This is a genomic window from Sphingomonas mucosissima (assembly GCF_002197665.1).
Classification (GTDB): domain Bacteria; phylum Pseudomonadota; class Alphaproteobacteria; order Sphingomonadales; family Sphingomonadaceae; genus Sphingomonas; species Sphingomonas mucosissima.
The window spans coordinates 422,433-447,890 of record NZ_NBBJ01000003.1 but is presented as its reverse complement, the minus strand read 5'-3'; the positions used below and the strand labels follow the sequence as shown (position 1 = coordinate 447,890).

General features: G+C 62.2%; 20 protein-coding genes and 1 pseudogene. 9 read left to right on the top strand and 12 right to left on the bottom strand.

Annotated elements, in window-relative coordinates; genetic code table 11:
* Nucleotides 1-15: 15 nt before the first annotated feature.
* A complete protein-coding gene (locus SPMU_RS11675; protein WP_088334146.1) occupies nucleotides 16-1,137 on the bottom strand; it encodes an MFS transporter in 1,122 nt (373 codons plus the stop codon).
* 167 nt (nucleotides 1,138-1,304) lie between these two features.
* On the opposite strand from SPMU_RS11675, the gene SPMU_RS11670 reads away from it, so the two are divergent.
* A complete protein-coding gene (locus tag SPMU_RS11670) occupies nucleotides 1,305-2,189 on the top strand; it encodes a LysR family transcriptional regulator (protein ID WP_211275781.1) in 885 nt (294 codons plus the stop codon).
* A gap of 209 nt (nucleotides 2,190-2,398) precedes the next feature.
* Here the strand turns inward: SPMU_RS11670 and SPMU_RS11665 are convergent, their stop codons facing one another.
* From SPMU_RS11665 to SPMU_RS11645, 5 genes are all read right to left on the bottom strand, one after another.
* Nucleotides 2,399-3,643 carry an acyl-CoA dehydrogenase family protein gene (locus SPMU_RS11665; RefSeq protein ID WP_088334031.1) on the bottom strand — a complete coding sequence of 415 codons (1,245 nt, stop codon included), beginning with the start codon at nucleotides 3,641-3,643 and terminating at the stop codon, nucleotides 2,399-2,401.
* Between the two features lie 63 nt (nucleotides 3,644-3,706).
* Entirely contained in the window at nucleotides 3,707-4,651 is a 945-nt protein-coding gene (locus tag SPMU_RS11660) for a LysR family transcriptional regulator (RefSeq protein WP_088334030.1), read from the bottom strand.
* 112 nt (nucleotides 4,652-4,763) lie between these two features.
* On the bottom strand, nucleotides 4,764-4,946 hold the full coding sequence (locus SPMU_RS16705) for a hypothetical protein (RefSeq protein WP_140418464.1): 183 nt from the start codon (nucleotides 4,944-4,946) through the stop codon (nucleotides 4,764-4,766).
* 422 nt (nucleotides 4,947-5,368) lie between these two features.
* Nucleotides 5,369-6,028 (bottom strand): glutathione S-transferase, encoded by a 660-nt coding sequence (locus SPMU_RS11650; RefSeq protein ID WP_088334028.1) that lies wholly within the window; start codon nucleotides 6,026-6,028, stop codon nucleotides 5,369-5,371.
* A gap of 717 nt (nucleotides 6,029-6,745) precedes the next feature.
* Nucleotides 6,746-8,362, bottom strand: coding sequence for an FAD-dependent oxidoreductase (locus SPMU_RS11645; RefSeq protein ID WP_342746446.1), 1,617 nt, complete (start codon nucleotides 8,360-8,362; stop codon nucleotides 6,746-6,748).
* Between the two features lie 1,528 nt (nucleotides 8,363-9,890).
* Between SPMU_RS11645 and SPMU_RS11640 the strand changes: the two genes are divergently transcribed.
* Nucleotides 9,891-10,979 (top strand): acyltransferase family protein, encoded by a 1,089-nt coding sequence (locus SPMU_RS11640; RefSeq protein WP_088334027.1) that lies wholly within the window; start codon nucleotides 9,891-9,893, stop codon nucleotides 10,977-10,979.
* 432 nt (nucleotides 10,980-11,411) lie between these two features.
* On the opposite strand, the gene SPMU_RS11635 is transcribed toward SPMU_RS11640, so the two are convergent.
* Nucleotides 11,412-12,491 (bottom strand): MFS transporter, encoded by a 1,080-nt coding sequence (locus SPMU_RS11635; protein ID WP_088334026.1) that lies wholly within the window; start codon nucleotides 12,489-12,491, stop codon nucleotides 11,412-11,414.
* A 116-nt stretch (nucleotides 12,492-12,607) separates the two neighbouring features.
* Nucleotides 12,608-13,669, bottom strand: a complete 1,062-nt coding sequence (locus SPMU_RS11630) for a LacI family DNA-binding transcriptional regulator (protein WP_088334025.1) — start codon at nucleotides 13,667-13,669, stop codon at nucleotides 12,608-12,610.
* Between the two features lie 89 nt (nucleotides 13,670-13,758).
* Here SPMU_RS11630 and SPMU_RS11625 point away from each other — a divergent pair, with 89 nt between their 5' ends.
* The 5 genes from SPMU_RS11625 to SPMU_RS11605 all read left to right on the top strand — a co-directional run bounded on the left by SPMU_RS11625 (nucleotide 13,759) and on the right by SPMU_RS11605 (nucleotide 22,592).
* Nucleotides 13,759-15,384 (top strand): sulfatase family protein, encoded by a 1,626-nt coding sequence (locus SPMU_RS11625; protein ID WP_211275780.1) that lies wholly within the window; start codon nucleotides 13,759-13,761, stop codon nucleotides 15,382-15,384.
* 81 nt (nucleotides 15,385-15,465) lie between these two features.
* Nucleotides 15,466-18,276, top strand: a complete 2,811-nt coding sequence (locus tag SPMU_RS11620) for a TonB-dependent receptor (RefSeq protein WP_088334023.1) — start codon at nucleotides 15,466-15,468, stop codon at nucleotides 18,274-18,276.
* A gap of 30 nt (nucleotides 18,277-18,306) precedes the next feature.
* A complete protein-coding gene (locus tag SPMU_RS11615) occupies nucleotides 18,307-19,224 on the top strand; it encodes a formylglycine-generating enzyme family protein (RefSeq protein WP_245833168.1) in 918 nt (305 codons plus the stop codon).
* Nucleotides 19,225-20,262: 1,038 nt separating this feature from the next.
* Complete coding sequence (locus SPMU_RS11610) at nucleotides 20,263-22,107, top strand: glycosyltransferase family 2 protein (RefSeq protein ID WP_245833165.1); 1,845 nt, start codon at nucleotides 20,263-20,265, stop codon at nucleotides 22,105-22,107.
* Nucleotides 22,104-22,592 carry an SPOR domain-containing protein gene (locus SPMU_RS11605; RefSeq protein ID WP_088334021.1) on the top strand — a complete coding sequence of 163 codons (489 nt, stop codon included), beginning with the start codon at nucleotides 22,104-22,106 and terminating at the stop codon, nucleotides 22,590-22,592. The genes SPMU_RS11610 and SPMU_RS11605 overlap by 4 nt, the downstream gene beginning before the upstream one ends.
* Here the strand turns inward: SPMU_RS11605 and SPMU_RS11600 are convergent.
* Genes SPMU_RS11600 through SPMU_RS17300 form a run of 3 tightly spaced genes read right to left on the bottom strand, consistent with a single transcriptional unit; the run spans nucleotide 22,589 to nucleotide 23,929 of the window.
* Nucleotides 22,589-23,011, bottom strand: coding sequence for an ATP-binding protein (locus tag SPMU_RS11600; protein WP_088334020.1), 423 nt, complete (start codon nucleotides 23,009-23,011; stop codon nucleotides 22,589-22,591). The two genes, SPMU_RS11605 and SPMU_RS11600, sit on opposite strands and share 4 nt — an antisense overlap.
* Complete coding sequence (locus tag SPMU_RS11595) at nucleotides 23,004-23,339, bottom strand: STAS domain-containing protein (protein WP_088334019.1); 336 nt, start codon at nucleotides 23,337-23,339, stop codon at nucleotides 23,004-23,006. Before SPMU_RS11595 ends, SPMU_RS11600 begins: the two co-directional genes overlap by 8 nt.
* Nucleotides 23,336-23,929: a PP2C family protein-serine/threonine phosphatase gene (locus SPMU_RS17300; protein ID WP_245833152.1), complete on the bottom strand. Its 594-nt coding sequence runs from the start codon at nucleotides 23,927-23,929 to the stop codon at nucleotides 23,336-23,338. The genes SPMU_RS11595 and SPMU_RS17300 overlap by 4 nt, the downstream gene beginning before the upstream one ends.
* Between SPMU_RS17300 and SPMU_RS17295 the strand changes: the two genes are divergently transcribed.
* A complete protein-coding gene (locus SPMU_RS17295; RefSeq protein WP_245833149.1) occupies nucleotides 23,888-24,313 on the top strand; it encodes a hypothetical protein in 426 nt (141 codons plus the stop codon). The genes SPMU_RS17300 and SPMU_RS17295 overlap by 42 nt on opposite strands.
* Here the strand turns inward: SPMU_RS17295 and SPMU_RS17560 are convergent.
* Nucleotides 24,239-24,511: pseudogene (locus SPMU_RS17560) on the bottom strand (response regulator); the annotation flags it as partial. The gene SPMU_RS17295 and the pseudogene SPMU_RS17560 sit on opposite strands and share 75 nt — an antisense overlap.
* Before the next feature lie 231 nt (nucleotides 24,512-24,742).
* Between SPMU_RS17560 and bcsS the strand changes: the two are divergent.
* Nucleotides 24,743-25,429: a cellulose biosynthesis protein BcsS gene (gene bcsS, locus SPMU_RS11585; RefSeq protein ID WP_169715706.1), complete on the top strand. Its 687-nt coding sequence runs from the start codon at nucleotides 24,743-24,745 to the stop codon at nucleotides 25,427-25,429.
* Nucleotides 25,430-25,458: the final 29 nt, after the last annotated feature.

Here is a 25,458-nt window from a genome sequence, read left to right as displayed (position 1 = left end):
TGCCGAGACGGCCGATCACGTTAAGCGGCTGGCGCCGGCAAGCTGCACCGCCACCGCCGCCGCCGACAAGGCTGCGCCAAGGATGGACACCGCCGTCCAGCCGCTTGTGCTCCACGCCCAGGTCGCCGCGGCGGACCCTGCTGCCCCGCCTAGGAACATGGCGCCCATGAAGATCGTGTTGAGCCGCGCCCGTGCCTCGGGCCGCAGCGCGTAAACGATGTGCTGGTTGGAGACGAGCGCGCTCTGGACGCCGAAGTCGAGCAGGATCACCCCAATGATGAGCCCGGCGAGCGACCCCCACAGGCCAAAGATCGCCCAGCCGGCAAGCGTCAGCACCGCGCCGAGCATGATCACGAGATGCGGACCGTGGCGATCGGCAACGCGCCCGGCAATCGGCGCGGCGAGAACGCCCACCGCCCCGATGATCCCGAACAGGCCGGCCGCCTCCGCCCCCATTCCGAACCTCGGCTGCTGCAAGCGCAATGCCAGGATCGTCCAGAAGACGCTAAAGGCGCCGAACAACAACGCCTGCGTGATAGCCGCCATGCGCAGCGGTGCGAACTCCCCCCAGAGCGCGGCCAGCGACCGGATCAGCGCGCCGTAGCTCATGCTGCTGTCGGGCCGACTGTGGGGCAGCCGCGCCGCCATTACCGCGCCCGCACCAAGCGCCATCGGCACGCCAAGCCAAAACATTGCACGCCAGCCGGCATGCGCTCCGACGAAGCCGGCCAGCGTGCGGCTGAGCAGGATGCCGCACAACAGCCCGGCCATGACCGCGCCAACCATGGCACCGCGCCGCTCGGGCGATGCGAGATGCGCTGCGAACGGCACGATCTGCTGCGCCACGGTGGACAGCACGCCGACCAGCAGCGAGGCGGCGAGCACCAGTGCCGGGCCGGGTGCCACTGCGGCGAGCGCAAGAGTAGCGGCGAGCGCCAGGAACTGGATCAGAATGAGGCGTCGGCGCTCCACCAGGTCGCCGAGCGGCACCAGCAGGAACAGTCCCGCCGCATAGCCCAGCTGAGTGGCAGTGGGCACCAGCGTGGTGAGGGGCCCCGGCAGATCGGCTTGCATCATGCCGAGCATCGGCTGGTTGTAGTAGATATTGGCCACACCGACACCGGCGGCACCGGCCATCGCAAGGGTGAGCCCTTGCCCCATCCAGGCATGCGGCGATGCACCAGCGCGTTCTGCCCTGTGTTCCACGGAAATCTCCTGCTTCAATCTCGTGTCGTTCCAAAGTGGAGCTTTTCGTTCAGCGGATAAGTAGCGCCAGCTGTAAAGCCGGCTTATCATCAGGTGATATGATCGAAATCGCCGACATCACGGTATTCGTCCACACGATCCGGCAAGGCAGCCTTTCCGCTGCCGGGCGATGGTTGGGCCTAACCCCGGTTGTCGCGTCACGCAGGCTCGCCGCGCTCGAGCAGGAATTGGGCGTTCGCCTGGTCAATCGTACCACCCGGTCGCTGTCGCTTACGCCCGAGGGCGAGGCCTTTCTGCCGCACGCGGAAGCCATGCTCGACCATGCGGAGGAAGGGCGCGCGGCGGCAACGCCCGACGGCGCCGGGGCGTCCGGCATGCTTCGGATCGCCACCTCCGTGCCGTTCGGCCGCAAGGTGGTGACGCCGATGCTGGCACCGTTCCTTGGCATGCACCCGCGCCTGCGAGTCGAGTTGCGGCTAAGCGACGCCCTGGTCGACATCGCCGGGCAAGGCATCGATATCGCGCTGCGGCTGGGAGAGTTGCGGGAGAACGGGCTGGTGGCACGGCGGCTGGCGGATAATCCAAGGGGGCTTTACGCCGCACCTGCCTATCTTGCTGCGCACGGCACCCCGGCGTCGCTGGAGGATCTGCAACATCACGAGTGCTTGTCGACGCCAACCACTACGCATTGGACATTTGACAGCAACGGGCGCTCGGTACGGCAGGCTATCAGGGGCCGCTTCATGGCCGACAGCGTCGAAGCCCTTCACCAGGCGAGCGTATCGGGGCTAGGGATCGCTCGGCTGTCCGAATGGAACGTGCGCGAAGAAGTGGCGGACGGCCGGCTCACGCCCGTCGTTCTGGCCGACGGAAAGCTAGCCGATCAGGGCATCTGGGCCGTTCTAGCGAGCCGGCGCCACCAACCAGCCAAGCTCCGCCTCTTCCTGGACGCGTTTGATACCTATCTCGCCGAGTTCGGCTGAGCCTTCCGTTCGGATCAGTTTCAGGCACCAGACCGCCTTGGGACTTCCGGGACGCGAACCGTCCCGAGTTCGACGCAGTTACTTTAACAACTCGCCGGGTGGCGGGCTCACGAAGGCTTTGGCTCCCGTCCAGCAAGGCATAGCGTCGGGGAACAGCCTTGTTCCCGACGCCTCCTCTGCCGTCTCTCAGGTTGATCAGGCTTGTGCCCTCAGTGCAGCGCCAGTTCATTGCGGCCCACCACCATGTGGTGCACCTCATCGGGTCCATCGGCGAAGCGCAAGTGGCGCACGTCCGCGTAGAGCTCGGCAAGCGGGGTGAACTGGCTCATGCCATAGGCGCCGTGGATCTGGATCGCCTGGTCGATGATCTGGCACGTCTTTTCGGGCACCATCGCCTTCACCATGCTAACCCAGACGCGCGCCTCGCGATTGCCGAGCACGTCCATCGCTTTTGCGGCCTTCAGCACCATCAGGCGCATCGCTTCTATTTCGATCCGCGCGCGGCTGACGAGCTCAATGTTCTTGCCCAGCATGATCAGCGAGCGGCCGAACGCCTCACGCGAACTGCCGCGCTTGACCATCAGGTCGAGCGCGATTTCCGCCTTGCCGATCGTGCGCATGCAATGATGGATACGGCCCGGGCCAAGGCGGACCTGCGAAATCTCGAACCCGCGACCTTCGCCCAACAGGATGTTCTCGCGCGGCACGCGCACGTTGTTGAAGCGAAGGTGCATATGACCGCGCGGTGCGTGATCCTTGCCGAACACCTCCATCGCGCCGATGATCTCGACGCCCGGCGCGTCCATCGGCACGAGGATCTGCGACTGCTGCTGCGACGACGGCGCGTCGGGATTGGTGCGCACCATCGTGATCATCACCTTGCAGCGCGGATCGCCAGCGCCCGAAATGTAGTGCTTCTCGCCGTTGATGACCCATTCGTCGCCTTCCAGCCGGGCGGCGCAGCGGACGTTCTTCGCGTCGGAAGAAGCAACATCAGGCTCGGTCATCGCATAGGCGGAGCGGATCTCACCGGCGAGTAGCGGCTCGAGCCATTGCTTCTTCTGCTCAGGCGTACCGACACGCTCCAGCACTTCCATGTTGCCGGTGTCGGGTGCCGAGCAGTTTAGCGCTTCGGAGGCGAGCGGCGACTTGCCGAGTTCGGCGGCGATGTAGGCATAATCAAGGTTCGACAGCCCCTCGCCCGTCTCCGCATTGGGAAGGAAGAAGTTCCACAGCCCTGCCGCCTTGGCCTTGTCCTTGGCACCCTGCAGCAGCTCCAGCTGCCCCGGCGCGAAGCTCCAGCGATCCTCGCGCCCTTCACCAAGGCGCTCGAACTCGGGATAGATGGGATCGACATGGTCGCGAATGAATGCTTTCACCGCCTCGAAAAGCGGGCGCACGCCCTCGGACATGCGCAGATCGTCTAGTTCCGGAATCGTGAAGATGTTCGACATTGGGCCCCACCGTGTTTTTGGTTGAATTCAATCCTAAACCGGGAGGATCATCAGCGGTAATGATCATCCACCATCGCCGCCATGAGCATCAGGCATGACCTCATCGTTGGAAGCGTGTTCCTGAACCAAGCGGCGCAGCCAAATGTTACCGGGATCGCGTTCTGCCGCGGGATGCCACAGCAACTGCAGCGGCCGCGGCGCGATCTCGAATGGCAGCGGCACGATTTGGTTGTCAGCCACGGGCAGCAGTGTCGCGGCGTGGGTGCCGAGCAACGTTAGGATCAAGTCCGATTCGGCGACCACCTGCCACGCGGACCAGATGTTCTGGCAGCGGATCGCCACTCGCCGTGTCTCATCCAGCGCAGCTAGTCCCTCGTCCTCCAGGCCCGGTCCTGAGCGGCGCGGCGAGGCCTGCACATGATCGGCGGCCAAATAGGTGATCAGGTCGATCGCACCCGCGATCCTCGGATGGCCGCGGCGCGCCGCGACAACCATTGTATCCGTCTGCAGCGGGATGGCGTGCAGACCAACGGTGACATCGCTCGCCACGTCGATCGCAAGGTCGAGATCGCCGCGAGCCAACTCCTCCGCCACGTCGCTGCGGCGAAAGTTGACGCTGGCGAGCGTCACGCCCGGTGCAGCGCGTACGACATGGGCTACAATATCGGCAAACACCCGCGCCTCGTTCGCCTGGCGCAGCCCGATACGGAAGGCGCGCGTGGAAGTTGCGGGATCGAAGCGCGCCGCTGCGGCGAGCGCCTGCTCCACTCCCTGCAACGCATCACGAACCGGATCAATCACTGAGCGCGCCAGGGCGGTGGGCACGATTGCGTTGCCGACCCGGACGAACAGTTCGTCGTCGAACGCAATGCGCAGTCGGGCGAGCGCATGGCTGATCGCCGACTGCGACAAATGCAGATGCCGCCCCGCCGCCGACACTCCGCCTTGCGTGTAGATCGCCTCGAAGGTGCCGAGCAGGTTCAGGTCGATGCGGTTGATCGGCCTCATCGGGCGTCTCCAGGTTTCACGCGCAAAGGGTCGAGCGCCGTGCGCGTCATGTTGAAGATGTCTGTTTTGTACAGATAGGTGCCCGCACCGTGCATCCGCCCCATCAGCTGCATCACCACGGTATCGCTGTGGAGCTCTTCGGCCGGCGCATGACTTCGTTGGCGAGGTGCGCGACGAGCACCTTGCCCCACACGGTCGCGTGCCGCAGCCTAAGCTCCAACACCTCGCGCGCGACACGCTCTGTCGGCACGGTCGCGATACAGTCGCGAAGCTCCTTAACAATCAATTGGTTCATCGTTTCGGCGTCACCCTTGTCCGCCCTCTGGCATCCTCGGTCAACCTGCGCGCCAACCGGGGACCGTTGCTTACCTTGTCCAAGAACCTGTGCAGGGCGATCCATTTGATGCCGTTTTTCGCTTGCGGCACCACCCAACCAATTAGCCGTGGGTCATCGCAAAACGATCAGCGTACGCGGTATTGCAGCCGCAGATCGGCCGTCGAAACGCTCCTGCCGCTTCATCTCATCACATGCGCGAGAAGGGAAAATCGATCGCCCGATCATGTGCCTAGCCCGCAAGTTCCACTCACAAAGTGCCGGGCTTGTGGCCCGCTAGTATCCCCATACCACCGCAACAATGACTTAATCCCGCTGTTCAGGCGATCTGAGCTGCCTCTCCAGACTAGACGTCCGTTCTGCCAACCGGGCGCTAACGCCAATCAAACCAGTTCGTGCGACTGGTGGATATGTTTGAAGCCGTCCACGATGATCGGCTGGTCGCCCTCAGACCAAGGGGCAGCCCTATACATAACGCTGGCGAAGCGATCGGAAGCAAGATGGCTCGCAAGCCACCCCTGCAGGGAAGGCAGCCGCTGAGCGTCGAACCAGTCACGGTCCACTGCGGCGAATTGTCGAACAAAAGGCATGATCGCGGTATCGGTGAATCCCTGTTTCGTTCCGCAAAGTTGGCCAGCACGCGCTATTCGTGAGTCAAGTTCCTGCAGAAAGTGGAGGCCATCAGCGCGGTGCTTATCGGGCTTTGAACCGTATCGGTCGGGATATTTGTACCGATCAAGGTGGTGCTTGAACATGCCGTCGTTTGCGGAGATCAACTCGGGATCAACGCGTGTAAGCCAGCCTTCCGGATCCTGCGCTTCCAAGGCCCAGCGCATGATCGCAAGACTTTCCTCGATGATCGCTCCACTTGCCGTTTGAAGTACGGGCACCGTTCCCTTCGGCGAAGCGCGCAACAAGCCCAGGGGTTTATCAGAAAGCCGAACCTCACGAAGTTCGTAGCGTGTCCCGCTTACTGCTAGGGCCAATCGTGCTCGCATTGCATATGGGCACCGACGGAAACTGTAGAGGATGTGATCGGCCATCAAAGACCCATGGGCTTTGAGGCCGCCAGATCATAGATCTTTCCCGCGTTTATTGCACCAAGTGCGCGTAATAGACCCGCTGCAGGATCAGCCGCCAAATGCGCCTCCCTACAGCCGCAGTCAGTTCCTGCGCGACGGTGGATGCCGAGCGATTGTCACGGCTGGTGCGCCGATTGATGGAACTCGTTCGAGCGGACCTTCACTAGTCCAGCGAGACGCTGAGTGTCGAACTGCGCCTGTTCTGGCGACCATCGCGGACAAGCTCAGCCGCGCAGAGTTCACGGTGCAAGTCGCTCTTCCATATCCAGTACCTGAACTGGCGATCGCCAGCCGCACGTCGAGCGGCGTTACTCACCACCCTGATCGATGATGCGCGGCAGGCAGGGGACTCACCGTCACGATCGCGGCACTGCTGGAGCCGCCAACGACTACGATTCAGCTTGCGGATGATGCATGCGCATTGTGAGCTGCGGGCCTTCGCGCGGGGCGCATGCTTGCCGCAAAAACCAGAGTAACTGACGGCGCATGGCGTAGTAAACACGCTTCAAAGATGATGCTACGCTGAGATTCTGTCATCTGGCTCACAGTCGTCCGAGCTCTTTCGGCGACGTGAATAAGTCCTAAGCGCCGCGTCTGCTCAGGTAAACAAGGCGATGAACAATACGGATGAACACACTTGTTTTATGGAACAGGCCGCAGAAGTGGCGCAGGCGCTCGTCAGCCGCCTATCCCAACTGTTTGAGGCGGCGGCGCGTTGACGTGGCTCCAGATTGCGCTGACAACAACCGAACCTTCGCCGACGCTGCTCGCCACCCTTTTGACCGAACCGGAGCGAACGTCGCCTACTGCGAATATTCCGGGGCAGGATGTGGCAAAGCTCGACAGGGCGCCCACTTCCGCACCGGTGCGCACAAACCCGTGACTATCGAGCTTCACGAGGCCTGATAGCCAGTCGGTATTGGGCGCTGCGCCGATCATTATGAAGAGAGCGCGGCAGTCGACTGACATGCTGCCCGATGGCGTCGCCACTGTAACCTGCTCGAGGTGCGCCCCACCGTCGAGCCGCTCTAGCTGGCTGCCTGTGTGTATGGTGATGCGCGGATCGGCCTCGAGGCGCTCGCGCAGGTAGGCGCTCATCGTCTCCGCGAGGCTCGCACCACGTACCAGCACATGCACTCGATCTGCGACCCTCGAGAGGTACATAGCGGCCTGACCCGCGCTGTTGCCACCTCCGACTACCACCACCTCGGTCTGCGAACAGAGGCGTGCCTCCATCTCGGTCGCAGCATAATAGACGCCTGCGCCTTCGAACTCCTCAAGCCGGTCTAGCGGCAAGCGGCGATATTGAACGCCTGTTGCGACCAGCACCGCTCGGGCGCACAACTCCTCACGTCCGTCCAGCGTGACACAGAAGCCGTCCTCTCGCTTCGACAACGCCTCGACCTTGCGCGGCATCGCGAAACGTGTCCCGAACTTCATTGCTTGAACTTGGCCTCGGAAGGTTAGGTCGGCGCCTGAAATCCCCGTGGGAAAGCCCATGTAGTTTTCGATCCTGGAGCTCGTTCCAGCCTGCCCACCGATCGCAATGTCCTCGATCACCAGCGCCCTTAGTCCTTCCGAACCGGCGTAGACTGCCGCAGCGACGCCAGCCGGCCCTGCTCCCACGATGATCAGGTCGAGCGTTTCGGCGGGAGTCGCTTTAAGATCGAGCCCGAGATGACGAGCAACAGCACGAGGGGTCGGATCTACCAGCGCCCGGCCCGACCAGATGACCTCAGGTTGACCCTCGGTCTCCTCATGAAAGGGTATGCGGTTGCGATTAAGAAAGCCTGCGACTCGGGCGACCGCTGGATCGCGATCTGCACCGCGCACAATCAAGCTACTGTCCCCTGCCTCAAAGATGCGTCGCCGCCGAGCCGCAAAGACGGTCAGCACGTGATCCCCGATTTCTGGCACATCGCTCATCAAGCGGAGCATCGCCGCGCGAGGTGCCTCAAGCGTGCGGGTTGGGACGCTTGCGCGCATGGTCAGCGTCATCGGCCCACCGGTTAAGAAGGCAAGCTCACCCATGAATTGTCCCGACTTCAATGTCGAAGGCAGCAGGCGCTCACCCGTGGCGGGATCGGTGACTTCAATCTCTCCTTCCTCTACCAGTACGAAGCGGTCCAGAGCGTCTCCAGCTGCGAGCACTACCTCGCCGGGCCGGTAGCGGCGTGAAGTGGAGATACCTCGGATTGCTGCCAGCTGCCCGTCGGCGAAAGGCCGCGGCGCCATCGTATTGAGATCATCGCCGATGCTTTCCATACCCGACATGTAAAGCCGCTCGGCGAGCAAGCCAACCAGCCAGCACCGACCTCGAGTACCGTCTCAGCCGCGAAGTGAGGCCAACAGAGAGAAAGCGAGCTCTTTTGCGCTTGAATACCACGCCGCCGATCCTCTCCTGCCAGCGCTTGCCATAGCCAGATGGTTCAAACTCCATCCCACCTTGAGATCGGTGCGGGTAACAGTGCCCGCTTTTCACGGCATTGCCGAAACCCAGCATGATCTGCTTTTGAGCCTTTTCAGACCCGTTCACTTGCTGAGGGATCACGACCTCATCAGTATCCAGCAGCGAGGCATTTGCTAAGTATCGAGTACCAGTTCGGTGGCGTCTTGCCCTTCGCCGCGGCTCGAGCTGCCTTGCACTGATGTCGGAGCGGGTCGTTCGCATCGCGCGGAGGCCGCTGTTGCGGTTTGGTCCTCTTCCCGCGTCCGGCTTCCTCTACCGCGCTGCCCATGGGCTCCGATTGAATGATTGGACCCCAATCTACTTGCGCTTTAGCGGTAGCCGACATTCCGGACAGAGCGAAAGCGACCGTGAGACACCATCTACCCATAAAGCCCACCGCAGGATTGAGGGCACGTTCTTTTTCACGCAACGGTTTTACGGCCCCCGCGTGACACTTCTTGGCTTTTACGGCGCGGCGGTGCGTCGCCGCTACGAAACAGCCTTGCGGCTCACCAATCGGAAATGAACGGATGTCCGCTTTTGGGAGCCACGAAGCTCGCCTGGATGGCCGCACCGGGCGTCAGCGGTACTTCCGGTCTCAAGCGCTGCACCGAATGTGAATGGCCGGTGCTGGTGGTTAGCAAACGTTGCGAGAAGTCGGGACTGCTACCGGGTGACGTGATCCGTATCTCGCAGTGACCGGTTCATAAATCCTCATCGCTGACCTCGATGCTCTCGTAGTGTCGTGTAAAGGTGAAGGAGTGTTCGGGGCCAGCATCGCTCGTGACACCTCGAACCGGTCTCGTCGAGATTGGCCCTGGTGGAGCGTTGAGGTGGAACTGACCGAAACCGAGGGTCAGAAAAAACGCCGGAAAACGACCGCAATCAAGCTAAACTCGCCATCACTAGCGTTCCATCCATATTCACCGGTCGATGGTCCGCTCGCGTCTGGAGCGGAGAGAACACGACAGTTTCAGCGAGCGGGGTGGTTGGTGCCTTCGTTGGGAGATTACCACTGCAGCGGAGTTCGGAACGCTGTCGAGCGCGGCGGAAAATGCCCTGACTAGCGGCTGCTATCGGGATGACTGAAGGTTTACTGGGGGGCAGCGGGCGCGCGCCCTTCAGCCCGCTTGGCCAATCAGAACGGCTGAAAGTGGGTAGAAAGCCGCTACCCGCTCAGCATTGATGGACCAGGTGGATCAGCGAGTATGCTCTGCCTTGCCCGTACCGTGGCAAACGCCAGGTGCGGTGGAGGCCCATGGGCTCATATGTGGCGATCGCTTGACCACTATGTTTATATCCGGCGACTGAAAGGCGGTGCTTCTTCACTCTGTTAACACGACAAATACGAATGCATGGCATGACAAACCTTCCATGCGTGAACATCAATTCTTGAATGATCGCATGTCGATACACCTCGATTTAGCCCGCGGCGCCGCTGCACTAATGGTGCTGACCGGACACGCAGGACAGATCGGCTTGCTCGGAGATGCGTGGCCGCTGAACGACCTGTTCCAGCATTCGGCAGTCGTGGTCTTCTTTGTCTTGTCGGGACTTCTGATCCAGCAATCCGCTTCTCATCCCGATATGACGCTGCCCCGGTTTGTTAGAGCACGGGTGGCGCGCATTCTGCCTGCCGCCGTGTTCTCGATCATCTTCTCGACGGCCATTCTCATCCTGATGACCTGGGCTGGATTAACGGTGCTCGAGAGCGGCGGGCGCTATGGCGTATCTGTCTCCACTATAATAATGCCGCTTCTGTTTCTAAGCGAGCGGTTGAACGGCGTGGGGCCGCCTCTTAACCCTCCGTTCTGGTCGTTGTGTTACGAGGTTTGGTTCTACCTGATCTTTGGCCTGTGCGTCTTCACACAGGGCCGGGTGCGCGTTCTGTTAGTCGCATCGGCTTCGATGTTCGCCGACGCACATATATTGCTGCTCATGCCGACTTGGTTAGTTGGTGTTGCAACGGCGCTCTATTGGGAAAGGATTAGGTTTACCCATCCTGGATCGATGTTTGTACTAGCGCTGCTCGGCTTTGCCGTGTCCCAATGGAGTGGATTGCCGCATGATGTGGTTTGGGTGGCGAGCCAACTGGGGATCAACCTGACGGAGCTACGCTTTTCAACATTTTTCATCACCGACTTCCCCGGAGCTGTGTGCGTCGGATGGGCGCTCGTCGCACTTCGCCAGCTGGCAATCGATCCGACCCGCCTCAAGCCGGTAGCACGACGGTTCGCGGGCATGTCGTTCACACTGTATCTCACCCATTGGCCGCTGCTGGTGCTGCTGAAATCGTGCGTTGGCGGCATGCCAGCTTCAGTCGAAATCGTAGGAGCCTTCATCATACCAGTTGCTTTTGCGTTGCTCCTTGCGCCGCTCCTAGAGGTGCTCTTGCCGCGTATGCTTCGAAGGCAAGACGAGCCCGAGTTGCGGCCGCCTCGCACGTCGGGCGCGACAGTCTGAACGAACGCGAGCATCGCCTCCAAGTGCAACTAAAGGAGCGCTTCACTGCTCCGATCACACTAAGCCACAAAGGACGCCAGCTATCATGAGCATCGGCATTCTAGGAGCATGGGGGCTCCAGGTGCGGAGGCCACCAGCCGCTTGCTGGCCAAGCGCGTCGAAACTCAGGCGTCGACCGGTCCTCGCTCGGGCTGCGTACCTGCGTAGATTGGGATGGCCCGCGTGAGAGTAGGAGCGCCCTTACAGCGCCTGCAGGAACAGTCGGGTTCGCCCAAGGTCCTTCGGATGTCTAAAGCTCTTCAACAACTCCGCGTTTAAGCGGGAGCCGACTGGCCGGTCTCTGGCAGGGCAGACCCACAATTCATCGCGACGCGGGTCGATCGCTCGGGCTCTCGCGAATGCAGGTATCCTACGTGACAGACTACGGTCTGTTTAGAGCCGGCGGTACGTCAGGGCACCGCCCGCTACGATAACCGCAGCGGCGAGAACCCAGCAGAGCACACGGTATCCGTATTGCGGGACAATCGCCATCCCCAGTCCTGCAACGGCAACGGCTGGCAGAGTATTCGTCAGGTTCAGCAGGCCCAGCCCCTTACCGCTCGCAAGCCCGGTCGGTAGCCGAAGCATCGCGAACCCGGCGTGGAGCGCGAGGCAGACCGCGGCTGAGCAGGCGAATATCAGATATCCAAAGAGCGCCAAAATCCAATTCGTCTGCACCGCCATGACGATCAGCCCGCCTGCCATCGCGGCAATCATGACCAACAAAATGGTTCGGTGGCCGCGATACCGGTCGGACAAGCGCCCCAGAAACAACGCGGAAGGTGCGGCGCCGACGGCGGCAATCAATGTAAGCTGCGCTAGGACGGTCGGCCGGACCTGCCTGACCGTCTCGGCAAAATAGTATACGAGAAAGAAGAACATCGCTTTGCTCGCTATCTGCAGCAGCAGTCGAACGAACCACAGCAGGACGAAAGCATGTAACTGCTCGGGTGCTCGATCGGCGGAAGGCTCCTGCACCAGAAGCCGTTCGTATGGCGCATGCCGCTGGAGAGCATAGGGCAACACGAATATGGGGACGATCAACGCGGTGCAAAATAGGCTGCGTTCGACTGAGATCTCCGGTAGCGTAGCGAGCACGCTGGCTGCCGCGCCGGCGGGGGCACCCACACACAGCACGCCGCCGAGCAGCCCCTTGTCACGGGCCGGAACTTCGTCCGCCGCGGCGGCGACTAACGCGGACAGAAGAAGGTTGAGCGCGATTTGGAAGCAGAACAAGGCGATGAGCAGTTCGGCCGGCGAGTCGGCTAGCGCGAGCATGCCGTAGCTGAACAGCGTTCCTGCAAGCCCGACCAGAATCAACGGCCGCCGCGCGCCCCCACGCTCAACGACGTGATCGCCGAGTATCCCCCAGCCCAGGTTGGCCAGTCCCGCTGTCAATCCCCCCAGCAGGACGGCTGCGCTAAGCAGAACCGGATCGGGACGCCCGCCGATCTCAACAATTCTGAGCGGCAAGAGGAATGAGAGGAATGGTTGGTACGCAATCGTCGCACCCGCCCATGCTAGGCCGTACCAGCCAAGGTAGCTACGCCCATAAGGGCGAGGCGTGCGATCGTGTCGCCATTCCTTCGTCACGAACGCGGTGCCCGGCCGCTCGTCTCCCGCTCGATGATCTCATAGGGGATCTGCTGGCGCAGGGGAACGTCGCTGGACTTTGCCGAGGGCCGAAGCGAACTATCGACCAACAATGTGACCGCCGCGCCGCCCATCTCATAAACGGGCTGACGCACTGTGGAGAGCGGCGGCCATACCGCATTGGCGATCACATCGTCGTCGAACCCGAATACTGAGAGTTGGCCAGGCATCGCCAAACCCAGTTTGTGCGCGGCGACCAGAATGCCAGCTGCCATTTCGTCGTTGCTCGCAAACACAGCAGTGGGCGCCTCTTTGCCCCACAGCAACTTCTGCCCTGCTTCAAATCCTGACCGGAAGCTATAATCACCCTCAACTACGGTGGCACGTGCCTCGGGCATTTCGGAAACGGCATCTTGGAAACCGGCAAGGCGGCGGGCGGTCGTGCTGCGTCCGCCCGCTCCGGTCAGGAATGCGATGTGGCGATGCCCCCAGTCTAGCAACCGCTTCGTCACTTCGCGGGCGGCGCCGCGATCGTCAATTGCAACGGATGGGCGATCCGGATCTGTGTCGCCCGGCGCTATACTGCACGTTGGCAACTGAAGGTCTGCCAGCGTGGCCAGTACGATCGGATCGTCTCCTAAGGGCGGGGCTAGGATCATCGCATCGAGATTTGACTGGATGACCAATTGGCGCAGCGACCGGGCGCGCTCTTCCGGCGTTCCGACCGAGCAAGCCTCAACAACAAGATGGTAGCCCTCCTGCCGCGCCCGTTCGCTGGCACCCATGATAAGGCCGGATACGAACGTGGCGACAGGAGGGAAATGCAGCAGGCCGATCAGGTATGACCGATCGCTTGCGGCGCTACGCGGTGCAGTGATGGGCCTGTATCCGAGTTCCTTTACCGCGCGCTCGACTCGCTCCCGGGTGGTATTCGCCACGGGTTCGCGGCGTATGACGCGTGACGCGGTCTTGATCGACACACCTGCAATCGCTGCAATGTCGGCCAGAGTGGACCGTCTAGGCCGACTGGACTGAACCACGCTACCTACTCCCCGCATCAAACTGACAATATTGTCGTTCCCGCTCTCCGCTGTTAGGCATGCGAGGGACGATAGCTTGGGTCAATGCTGGTGCGAGGGATATGCGGATGAAACTAAGGTCGCGGAGTTGGCGCAACTTGCTCTCAGCAGGTGTCCTGACGCTGGCGATGGTGCAGGTGCCTGCGCATGCGCGCCCGAACGGACCGGCATTGGTCCGCGCCGCGAATGAGGCACCGGCTACGCGCCGCCCAAACATCATCTTCATCCTGACCGACGATCAAAGGTATGACGAACTCGGGTTTATGAACCGCGAGATCCGCACGCCGGTCCTAGACCGCATGGCACGCGACGGTGTGCACATGAAGAATGCGTTCGTCACGACGTCGCTGTGTTCACCGAGCCGTGCGACCATCCTGACCGGCCAGTACATGCATGACCACGGTATTGTCGACAATAACGCCGGCGATGAACGCGGCCAGATCTACTTCCCGCAATATCTGAAGAAGGCCGGATATCAGACGGCATTTTTCGGCAAATGGCACATGGGGGCGGTTAACGATGACCCCCGCCCTGGCTTCGACCGCTGGGTCAGTTTCGAGGGGCAGGGCGTCTACTGGCCCAAGCTGCCTGATGGAAGCATTGCACAGCTGAACGTCGATGGGCGTCACGTCCCGCAACAGGGATATATCACCGACGAGCTGACCGATTATGCGCTCGACTGGCTGAAGCAGCGCGACGCGGACAAGCCGTTCTTCCTGTACCTGTCGCACAAGGCGCTTCACGCCGATTTCCAACCGGCAACCCGGCACAAGGACCTGTACACGGACACGGCCATCGAAATGCCGGCCACTTACGACGAGACCAAAGCGCCCGACAGCGATCGCAAGCCGCGCTGGGTTCATGACCAGCGCAATAGCTGGCACGGTGTGGAATTTCCCTATCATTCCACGCTCGACCTGAAGGAGTACAAGCGTCGCTATCACCAGACGCTGGCCGCCGTGGACGAATCAACGGGCAAGCTTCTCGATCACCTTCGCAAAAAGCGGCTGCTCGACAACACGGTCGTGCTGTTCATGGCCGACAACGGCTTCATGTTCGGCGAGCATGGCCTGATCGATAAGCGCAATGCGTATGAGGAATCGATGCGCGTCCCGCTGATCGCTTATGGGCCTGGCGTGATTCAGCGGGGGAAGGCGGTGACCGACATGGTCGCCAACCTGGACATCGCGCCGACGATCCTTGACCTTGCCGGTGTCGCACGCCCGCCGCAATTCTCCGGCGCCAGCTTCATGCCCCAGCTTGAAGGGCATGCGCCCGCGCAACCATGGCGTACATCGCTCATCTACGAATATTATTGGGAATATAACTACCCGCAGACCCCGACGACATTCGCGCTGCGCGGCGACCGGTACAAGCTCATCCAGTATCACGGCGTTTGGGACACGGAGGAACTGTACGACCTTCAGGCCGATCCGAAGGAAACCAATAATCTCATCGCGACTCCCGCGCTACAGCCTGTCCTGAGCGCAATGCGCCGCCAGCTGTTCGAGCAACTCAAGAAGCGCAATGGCGGGCACAACGTGAATTTCACCGAGCGACTTGGCGAAGGGTCCACCTTTCGGCGCCGCAGCGGCTCAACTGCCGCTCAGTTCCCGGACCGCTGGTTACGCAGTGGCGAAGAAGCCGACCTTAACGAGGCAACAAAAAACGAAGGCGGCCGGCGTACACACTGACAATATTGTCGGACGCGCTTTGCTTCGTTATGGACATCCCCCTCACTCGGCAAAGAGCCGGTGAACAGGGGGAGGTTCGGTATGACTGGCTGGGTGTTGAAGCGACGTTTTAACTTCGCAATGATGACGGGGGTCGCTGCGGCCGCACTCGTGACGAGCCCAGCCTTCGCACAGGTGGACCCGACGCTACCAGCGCAGGCGGAGGACGCCGAAACGGATATCGTGGTGACCGGCATCCGTGCCAGCCTCGCCAGCGCCATCAACGAAAAGCGGGCATCCGACACGATCGTCGACGTCATCAACGCCCAGGACGTGGGCAAGCTGCCCGATCAGAACCTCGCTGAGGTCCTGGAGAATGTCAGCGGAGTGCAGATCGATCGTGCACAGGGCGTCGGCAGCAATGTATCGATCCGCGGATCAAACCAGAACCTTGTCCTGATCAACGGCCGCGCGACGACCCCGGCCGGCGATGCACGCGGCGGAATCAGCTTCGACGACTTGCCCGCGGAGTTGATCGCATCGGTCAGTGTGACCAAGGTGGCCACCGCCGACCAGATCGAAGGATCGGTCGGCGGCATCGTCGACCTGCGAACCTATCGCGGACTTGGCTTGCGCGAGCCGATCGCCTCAGTCCGGGCCGACATGGAATATGCCGAGAACGCCGACTCCTTCAATCCGCGCGTTTCGGCAGTGTTCGGGCGGGAGTTCGCAACCGGCATCGGCGACATCGGTGTTGTCCTGTCGGGTGCCTATGGTGAGCAGACGGTGCGCGAAGACGTGCTCAACGTGCGTTATGCCGCACGCACCGGCGTCGACCTGAACGGCGACGGTGTTGCCGATCCATATCTTCGGCCAAACTACGCCCAACAATTCTTCTCGACTCGGGATCGCCGCAACGCGTCGGTTAGCGGTTCGGCCGAATGGCAGGCCGACAGCAATCTGAAGCTGTTCGTCGACGGCACCTATGTAAATCAGCGGATTGTCGGCGATGAAGCTGGCGTGTTCATTCAACAGGCCGCGGACGTCGCCGAACTGGCGTTCCCCGCTGACCGCGTGATCCAGAGCCGCGACGCCAGCGGCTTCAGCTACAACCAATTGGTGAGCGGTCGGATCGGCGGCACGCAGTTCCGGCCGCAGAACAGTAGCCCACTGCGCAAGACACAGTCCTACCTGGCCGCAGGCGGGGCGGAATGGGAGTCGGGTCAAGTCTCGATCAAGGTGGAGGCAAGCCGCGCCGGTTCCACCTCGCACGACGCGAATTTCCAGCTGGTCAGCCAGTTTAACGATCCGGCCAGTGCAAACTTCGGCAATGCTGGCGGCCGGATCAGTCCGCCATTCCTGTTCGACATTACTGGTGACGACCTGTTTTTCGCGCCGGACCCGTCCAGTCCTTTGTTCGCGAACCTCGGAAATCGGGCTTATTTCCAGACCTTCATCGGTCGCGATAATGCCAATCGTTTCCGCAACGTGGAAAACGCCCAGCGGCTCGACTTGGAATGGAGTGCCGACATTGGCCCGATCCGTTCAATCCAGCTCGGTGCACGGTTGAACCAGACGGATTCGCGCCGCCGGCGCACGACCCAGGCATCCCGCCAATTTCCCGGCATCACTGCCGCGAACCGGCCGGACCTGTACTCGATCGCGCCGACTGACTTCTTTGCGTTCACAGGCGACCAGTATCTCGGCGGGTTCATCGTCCCATCGGGGTCGCTGACGCGCAATCCGGCGGGTGTCCGCCAAGCGCTGGGCCTGGCTGCGGTGCCACCTGAAGATTTGGGTGCGCGCTTCCGGGTGAAGGAGGAAAGCTATGCCGGCTACCTGCGCGTCAATTTGGAAACGGAAGTTGGCGGCGTTGGTCTTCGTGGCAATGCGGGTGTTCGTGTCGTACGTACCAGCCAGACCGCCTCGGGCGTGACGCTTGCGAATGGCGTCGCGAGCGACGTCGATGTCCGCCAGAGCTATACCTATTGGCTGCCTAACGCGATCCTGACTGCCGAACCTGTTGAGTCCTTGTTACTGCGCGCATCCTACGGTCGTTCGTTGCGCCGCCCGGATTTCGGGCAATTGTCGCCAACGGTGCAGTTCCCGCTGCTCGACGTCTATGTCAGCGCCGGCAACCCCAATCTGCGGCCTCAAACGGTCGATCAGTACGACGCTGCGGTGGAATGGTACTTCGATCGCAACAGCCTGTTGTCGGTCGGCGGCTTCTACAAGAAGTACCAGAACCTGGTGACGACGGTTGCAGTCGCCCCTACGCTGATCGACCCGGCGCGCGGCCCGTTCGATCCGAACAATTGTGCGACCGGCATCTTCAACCCTGTGTCGATTGACCAGTCCGGCGCGGTCGGCGAATGCGTGGGCATCAATCGCCCGGTCAACGCGGGCAGCGCGACGCTGAAGGGACTGGAAGTGAACTTCCAGCACAGCTTCACCTATCTCCCCGGCGCCCTCGACGGGCTCGGTGTCATCGCGAACTATACCTATCAGGACGGAGAGCGCGAAACCACGTTCACCGTACCGGGCTTCGCAACGGGCGGCGTGGAGGAACAGTTCGCCTTGCCGCTGCGCGACCTGTCGAAGAACAACTACAATCTCACTTTATTCTATGAAAAGTACGGAGTGAATGCGCGCGTCCGCTACACCTTCCGCGATCCCTTCCTGCGCGTGGAAGCGGTCGATCTGACCAACAATCTGCCCTTGTACCAGGACGAACGCAGCCAGCTGAATGCGTCCGTCTCGGTCGACATCAATCCGCAGTTCGCGATCACCTTCTCAGGCGTCAACCTGACCAATCAACCCAACCGTGAGCGCGCGATCTTCATCGACGGTCCGATCGGGCAGGAACGGATCGCCGATCGGCGCTATGCGATCGGTGTGCGCGGCAAGTTCTGACGCGCGGGAGAAGGTGGAAGCTGAGGCGCGATGACGGAAACGCTCGATTTGGTACCCATGGTGACTGTGCCGTCCGGTACATTCCTGATGGGCGCGAGCGATCATTATCCGGAAGAAGCTCCGGTGCGCAGTGTTGATGTCGCAGCTTTCCGCATCGACCGTCATCCCGTCACGAACCGCCAATTTGCGCGGTTCGTGACGGACACCGGATATGAAACCGTCGCCGAACGCCCGCTGGATCCGGCGACCTACCCTGGGATCGAGCCCGACCGCCTGATGCCGGGTGCGCTGGTTTTCCGCGCACCCAAGCGGGGCACGCCCGCCAAGGATGTCGGCGACTGGTGGGCGTATGTACCGGGTGCGCACTGGCGGCGGCCGGAAGCCGCGGCCACAGTGTTCGCTGGTCGTCTCGACCATCCTGTGGTCTGCGTCGCGTACGAGGATGCCGCGGCCTACGCTACTTGGGCGGGCAAGCGTTTGCCCACCGAAGCGGAATGGGAACGCGCCGCGCGTGGCGGCATTGAGGGTGCGACCTATGCCTGGGGCGCCGAATTGACTCCAGGTGGCAAGCGGATGGCGAACATCTGGATGGGAGATTTTCCTCGACGCGACCTGCGGCTCAAAGGGCATCGCACCACGCGCGTCGGCAGCTTTCCCCCGAATGGCTTCGGCCTTGTCGACATGATCGGCAACGTCTGGGAATGGACCGGCGACTGGTATAGCGCTGGCCCAAAAGCCGATGCGGCATCTTCCTGCTGCTCGCCGCCGACGGACAGCTACGATCCCGCTCAGCCCCTGATCCGAATCCCGAGACGGGTTCTTAAAGGCGGGTCCTTCCTGTGCGCCCCCAATTACTGCGCGCGGTACCGGCCTGCGGCACGACAGGCGCAGATGATCGACACCGCGTCGGTACACATCGGCTTTCGCTGCGCATCGGAGGCCGACTAGACATCCCAATCGGCTGCTGACGGGTCAATCCGCCAGATCTTGTCTGCGAAAGGTCTAGGCACATCATCCCCGTTCGTTAACCTGCGACTGACGCGAGGTCTGGAAGCTTCAGGTGCGGACTGGCGCTGACCGGTCGCCGGATGTCGAATTGCTCGGCTCATCGCGAACAGCCGACTCACAAGGCGCCACGTGACACCCACGCGCTTCCGTTCCGAACGGGCTACCAAGCTATGCCATCGACTGCGGTGAGGCGTTGACGGCGGGCGGCAGCCGTCCCTTGGATGCCGACATAATCCCACTGCTGATCGGAGCCCCCGCAAGGGCAGCGGACGCTCGCGGCGGGGACGTATTCCCCCGTGTCACGGCGGGAGGCGGGCTTTGTCTATTGGCCCATCGGCGACGTCTCATGGTCAAGGCTTCGCAGCGTGCATCGACGGTATTGCGAGCGACCAAGAAGATGATCGTGAGGGCAACCAATCGCAACCGCCATTAGGCGGCCAACGCGGGCAACCACACCGCCTTAGCAAGTGGTACGGTGCTCCCACGAACGAAATTGATGCCGTACAGCGCTGTATGCGAGGCGCAAATCGAGCAGCGTTGCGGCGCTGTCGCGTGACAGCCGTTCGTCAGTCGACTTCGCTGTGCGCCGCGTGCGCAGCATCGACATGACGGCGTCAATCATCAACAGCAAACAGGGCGAGCAACCGCTTGCTGTCGAATATCTTGCCCAACTCGGCACCAGCAGCGCACAGGTCATGCCAGATAGTGTGGACACACTTAAGCACCGTCACTTCACTCACCGGCCCGCGAATAACCGATAAGGCGGGCCATTCATCCGAACCTCTCGGGAGCTTGCTGAAGCATAATCATCAATCAGACTAGAATGTTTCGCGTGTTAACCACTTTGTAACGCGGCCGCGCGTTAGCTCCAGCCTGGGCAAATAGGCGCGCTTCGCGCCCGCGCCCGTCCAAACGCCGCCGCAGCGGCAAGGTGAGACAAGGGCTTGGCGAGCGAGCATGCAGGAAGAGACGCTTTCGTTGCCCCGTTATGCACCCGCGGAACGGCATCAAGAGACAAGCTTCTACTTCTCGCGATATGAACACCGCCGCCCACCCGAACCGCTGAAGCGCTCACGAACGGGCGAGCGGATCTGGCAAATTCTGGCGGTAGTTAGCCTGCTGCTGGGCGCGCGCTATATCGTGTGGCGCTGGACCGGCTCGCTGAACTGGGATGCGTGGTGGTTCGCCGTGCCGTTGGTCATCGCAGAAAGCTGCGCTTATTTCGGCCTGATCCTTTTCACACTGAACCTCTGGAAGACGCAGGATTATCCCATGCGGCCCGCCCCTGCGCGGATCGACGAATGCCTGGCTGGCGAGATCCCGGACGCGCGGCCGATCGCTGTTGATGTGTTCATCGCGACGTACAATGAGGAAGAGGAACTGGTTCGCCTGAGCATCCGCGATGCCAAAGCGATGAGCTACCCTCATCCGATCGAACTCAACATCCATGTGCTGGACGACGGACGGCGCGCGTCGATGCGCGCCGTCGCCGATGAGGAAGGCGTCAATTACATCAGCCGCGACAACAATGTTGGCTTCAAGGCTGGCAACTTGCGCAACGCGATGGAGCAGACCAGCGGCGATTTCATTCTGATCTGCGATGCCGACACCCGGCCTTTCCCCACGCTGCTGGAACGGACGCTTGGCTATTTTCGCGATCCGGACGTCGCCTTCGTACAAACGCCACAGTGGTTTTACGACCTCCCCGAAGGCGACCGGCTGCGCGATTGGCTGTGGCAGCGACTGGGGCGAGTGGGCCGCTGGTTCGGCGGCGCAGTGGAAGCGGTGGCGGGCGAGATTCGGATCGGCGAAGATCCGTTCGCGAACGATCCCGCCATGTTCTACGACATCATTCAGCGCCGGCGGAACGCCTATAATGCCGCGTTCTGCTGTGGCGCGGCTTCGCTGCACCGTCGCGAGGCGGTGATGTTCGTTGCGCTGCAAGCCTTTGGCGATGCGATCGCGAAAGCTGGCGACGAGGGGCGCTCGCGGCTGACGCGGCTGACCCGGCGGAAATCTGATCCGGAGGCGCAGGCGCTCGCCCGGTGGCAGGCAGCGCAGGAAGAGGAACTGACGCCCTATAAATTCCATGTGTCGGAGGACATCTACACCTCCATCGTGCTCCACCAGGACCGGCATCGGCGCTGGAAATCCGTGCTGCACCCTTATGTCGAATCCAAGATGCTCTCGCCGCAAGACCTGCTCACCTGGACCATCCAGCGGTTCAAATATGCTGGCGGCAGCCTCGACATCTTCTTTCACGACAATCCCGTCACCGCGCCGGGCATGTCGATCGGCCAGCGGCTGATGTACCTGACGACCTTCTGGTCCTATCTAGGCGCCGTCTGGAACCTGTGTTTCCTGCTCGCGCCTCTAGTCTTCTTCTTCTTCGGGGTGGCCCCCGTCAGCGCCTACACCGGCGATTTCTTCGGCCACGCGCTGCCTTTCCTCATCGCCAATGAGATCGCGTTCCTCGCCGGCACCTGGGGCTTGTCGGGGTACAAGGGCAAAGTGAGCTACCTGGCGTCCTTCCCCATTTCGCTGCGGGCGCTGTGGGCGGTGCTACGCAAGCAGAAGATCAAGTTTCCCGTGACGCCCAAGGAGCGGCAGGACGGCAATTTCCTGCACCTGGTGTGGCCGCAGGTTGCGTTGATGGTGACAACCGTGGCGGCGTTCTGCTGGGCCGCCTTTGCGCTGTCGCAAGGCATCGGCGCTTATACGCCGGGCGGGCTGATCGCGAACGGACTGTGGGGGCTCAACAATGTGCTGGCCATGTCGGTGATGGTGCGCGCCGCGCTTTGGAAACCGGAGGCGACGGCATGAACTGGCGCGAGGGCCTGCGGCGGGGGCGAAGCCATGTGATCTTCGTGATCGTCCTGGCGGTCGGGGGCGCGACCGTGGTTCAGATTGAGGACAACACGCTAGAGGCGGAAACCGGCAAGCGGCCAGCGGCGCGATCGGATGTGCCGGCGGTGGCGCTCGCACGGTCAACGGCCCTGGCTCCGCCGGCCCGTACCCCGGCAACCGCAGATCGCCCGCCGGAACACGACCGAGTAGTACCTTCGGCGGAGCGGACCGCCCCAATGGCGATGGTGCAGGCAGGTGCCTACGATACCCACACGGACGCACAGCATGCAGGCGAGATGATGCTGAAGGAACTGACGGGGATCGGCGACGTCGCGCTGAAGATCGAGCGGTACCGCGGTTTCTATCGCGTGCGCTTCACGGCGGCAGATCGTACCGCCGCGCGCGCGATGTGCGACCGGCTCTCGACGCGTGGGCGCGCCTGCTGGGTCATTGCACGCTAAGCGGCTGGCGGCTTGGGCAGGTGCTTGGCCAGGCGCAGCACGTTGACGCCGCCTTCCTGCGAATAGCCGACTTCGTCGATACAGGATCGGATGATTGCAATGCCGCGGCCGCTTTCGGCGTCGAGCGAGGGAGGCAGGTGTGCCGATAGGACGCTGCTGGGGATCGGCACACCGCCGTCGCGCAATTCCATGATCAGCACATCACCCAGGCGGTCCACGGTCAACCCGATCGTGCCGTCCCCCCGCCCGGCGTAACCATGCAGGACGATGTTGTTGGCCGCTTCCACCAGCGCCAGCTCCAGATCGATCATGGCGACGTTGTCGACGTGCAGCGCCGCGCCACAGCGACGCAGATGCGCCGCCAGCCGTTCCACCTCCTCCAGCCGTGCCGCACAGCTGAAGACGGCAGGTTCAGCCACGAAGCGCCGCCTTGCCTTCTTCGATGCCGCTCGCCATGCGGAACACCGTGTCCAGCCGCGTCAGCTCAAACAGGCGGCGCACGGGGGGCTGAACGCCTGTGACGGCGATCGCGCCATCCTTGCCCAGCATCTTGATGAGCGATACCAGCACGCCCAGTCCCGTGCTGTCCATGAACGACACGCGTTCCAGGTTGAGCAGGATCTTGCGTGCGCTGCCGTCGAGCCGCGCCTGCAGCCTGGCCTTCAATGCCGGTGCGGCGGCCGCATCTAGACGGTCGACGTCCACGTCGATCAACGCGATATCGTCATCAGGACCGCTCGCCGTCATTCCCTGTCTCCCTTGATCTCAAGCGCCAGAATCGAAATGTCATCCTCCAGCCCGGCATTGCCTCGCCTGGCCCGCAGCGCGGCATCGACATGGCTCACGAGGACATCAACTGACGCCTCGGGCGCTGCCGTTAACATAGCACGCAGGCCATCCAACTCGAGCTCCACGCCATCCTTGTCGCGCGCCTCGGTGACCCCATCGGAATATAGAAAAAGCTGGGTACCGGGCGCGAGACGCAGCGGCTCCGCCTCGAAGGTCGCGTGTTCAAACCAGCCAATCGGAAAGGCGCCCTCCAGTTTCATGGGCTCGATGCCATTGGGGCCGATCAGCAGCGGTGAAGGATGGCCCGCGCGCACGATGCAGCCATCGCCCGATCCCGGCGCCAATACGCCGCAGATCAGAGTCACATAGCTCTCCAGCGCCTGCGCGTTGATTTCGCGGTTGAGCTCGGCAAGCGCGACCTCCAGCGCCGTAGGCGTATCAGGCGCCAATTGCGCCAGACGGTGATGAATATGAAACGACGTCAGCGCCGCCGGCACGCCATGGCCTTGCGCATCGGCAAGAAAGAACAACCGCTTGCCGTCGCGCAAGGGGATCACGCCAATGGTGTCGCCGCTGATGTGCTGTGCCGGCCGATATGTCCAAGCGAGGCGAAGCCGATCGCCGGCACTATGCGGGGCCGGCAGCAATTGCCGGTGCAGCGCGGCCGCCGCCTTCAGATCCGCTTCCATTCGACGGTAGGCTTCGCGGGTGCGCCCATGCGCCACCGCCAAATGATGATTTCGCCGGCGCAGTCGCTGGTGCAGAAGAACGTTGCGGCGCGCCGACGCCATCGCGAGTTCAAGTTGCAGGCGATCAAGCGGCTTGAACAGGAAACCATCCACGCCAGCATCGAGCGCCGCCCGAACGGTACGCGCATCGCCGCGCGCCGTTGTCATCACGACATGGAGAAACTGATCGGGGCCGTGACTTGAGCGCAGTTGCTGAACCAGCGCCAGCCCGTCCATGCCCGGCATCTGCCAATCGGTGATGCACATATCGAACGCATGATGATCAAGGAAGCGGATCGCCTGCTCCGCGTTAGCCGCGGCCATCACCATGCAGTTCAGCGTTTCGAGTTCCAGAGTCAGATAATCGAGAAACAGCTCATCGTCGTCCACCGCGAGGACCATGAGCGGCCGGGTGGCATCGGCGGGCCGCGGCGCGGCGAGCGATGCTACATGATCCATTTCATCCGCCTCTTTTTCCCGCTGGCCTTGCGTAAGAGCTGGTCCGATCCGGCGCTAACCCCTTGATCTTCGAGAATGGTCGCAAGGCAGTTAATATAAAATTTAGCTGTCCGGTCGAGATTGCGACGCACGGGATCAAGCCCGCCGCTCGTGGCGTCGTTTGCGGAGTTGTTCGTGAAAATCAGGTCTCTGGTTCAACTTCTGGTCTTGATAGCGGCGCCCGGCGTTGCGCAGGCGCAGAACAAGGGTGTCGTTTATGCTGGCGCCGCGGCGGGTGACGGCGAGGGCGGCTTCATCGGCGGGCTGGTCGCGCTGCCCGGCAATTCGCTGGGCGATGGGCTGGCCGTACGCGGCGGGGTGAATGGCGGCACCTATCGCTATCGCACTAACGAACGGATCGAGGCGACCTACATCAGCGCCGAAGTGGCATTGGTATACCAATTCTCCGGCAATTGGGGATGGGCCAATGTGGCCGCCGGGCCGCGCGTCACCGACATCAGCCTTGATCCCGACGATCCCAGCAACAAGCTGCGTGGCACCCGCTTTGACGCGGGGGTGCAGACCGACGGCGCGCTCGGCAATCGATGGCAGACCAGCTGGTTCGGCACCTGGGGTATCCGGAACGAATCCTATATCGGCCAGCTCCGGCTGACCCGATTGTTGAACGAAGGAAGCCAGACGCGCGTCGGATTGGAAGGGATTGTGCAGGGCGATCCGACCTATACCCGCGGCAGCCTGGGCGGGCATGTCGCAACCGCGCTTGGGGGGGGATGGCTAGGCCAGTTTTCGGCCGGTGCCAGCGAACAGGCAGGTCGCAAGGCTCGGCCGTATGCGGCGCTTGGCATCAGCCGGCTCTTCTAGGCGGCGGGCGCCATGGCCGGGCGACCGGG

What these genes read in the sequence shown, in the direction of transcription:
- SPMU_RS11675 (WP_088334146.1), bottom strand. Translation starts at nt 1,137, where the DNA reads ATGGCCGGTGCCGCCGGTGTCGGTGTGGCCAATATCTACTACAACCAG.
- SPMU_RS11670 (WP_211275781.1), top strand. Translation starts at nt 1,305, where the DNA reads ATGATCGAAATCGCCGACATCACGGTATTCGTCCACACGATCCGGCAA.
- SPMU_RS11665 (WP_088334031.1), bottom strand. Translation starts at nt 3,643, where the DNA reads ATGTCGAACATCTTCACGATTCCGGAACTAGACGATCTGCGCATGTCC.
- SPMU_RS11660 (WP_088334030.1), bottom strand. Translation starts at nt 4,651, where the DNA reads ATGAGGCCGATCAACCGCATCGACCTGAACCTGCTCGGCACCTTCGAG.
- SPMU_RS16705 (WP_140418464.1), bottom strand. Translation starts at nt 4,946, where the DNA reads ATGAACCAATTGATTGTTAAGGAGCTTCGCGACTGTATCGCGACCGTG.
- SPMU_RS11650 (WP_088334028.1), bottom strand. Translation starts at nt 6,028, where the DNA reads ATGGCCGATCACATCCTCTACAGTTTCCGTCGGTGCCCATATGCAATG.
- SPMU_RS11640 (WP_088334027.1), top strand. Translation starts at nt 9,891, where the DNA reads ATGCGTGAACATCAATTCTTGAATGATCGCATGTCGATACACCTCGAT.
- SPMU_RS11630 (WP_088334025.1), bottom strand. Translation starts at nt 13,669, where the DNA reads ATGCGGGGAGTAGGTAGCGTGGTTCAGTCCAGTCGGCCTAGACGGTCC.
- SPMU_RS11625 (WP_211275780.1), top strand. Translation starts at nt 13,759, where the DNA reads ATGAAACTAAGGTCGCGGAGTTGGCGCAACTTGCTCTCAGCAGGTGTC.
- SPMU_RS11620 (WP_088334023.1), top strand. Translation starts at nt 15,466, where the DNA reads ATGACTGGCTGGGTGTTGAAGCGACGTTTTAACTTCGCAATGATGACG.
- SPMU_RS11615 (WP_245833168.1), top strand. Translation starts at nt 18,307, where the DNA reads ATGACGGAAACGCTCGATTTGGTACCCATGGTGACTGTGCCGTCCGGT.
- SPMU_RS11605 (WP_088334021.1), top strand. Translation starts at nt 22,104, where the DNA reads ATGAACTGGCGCGAGGGCCTGCGGCGGGGGCGAAGCCATGTGATCTTC.
- SPMU_RS11595 (WP_088334019.1), bottom strand. Translation starts at nt 23,339, where the DNA reads ATGACGGCGAGCGGTCCTGATGACGATATCGCGTTGATCGACGTGGAC.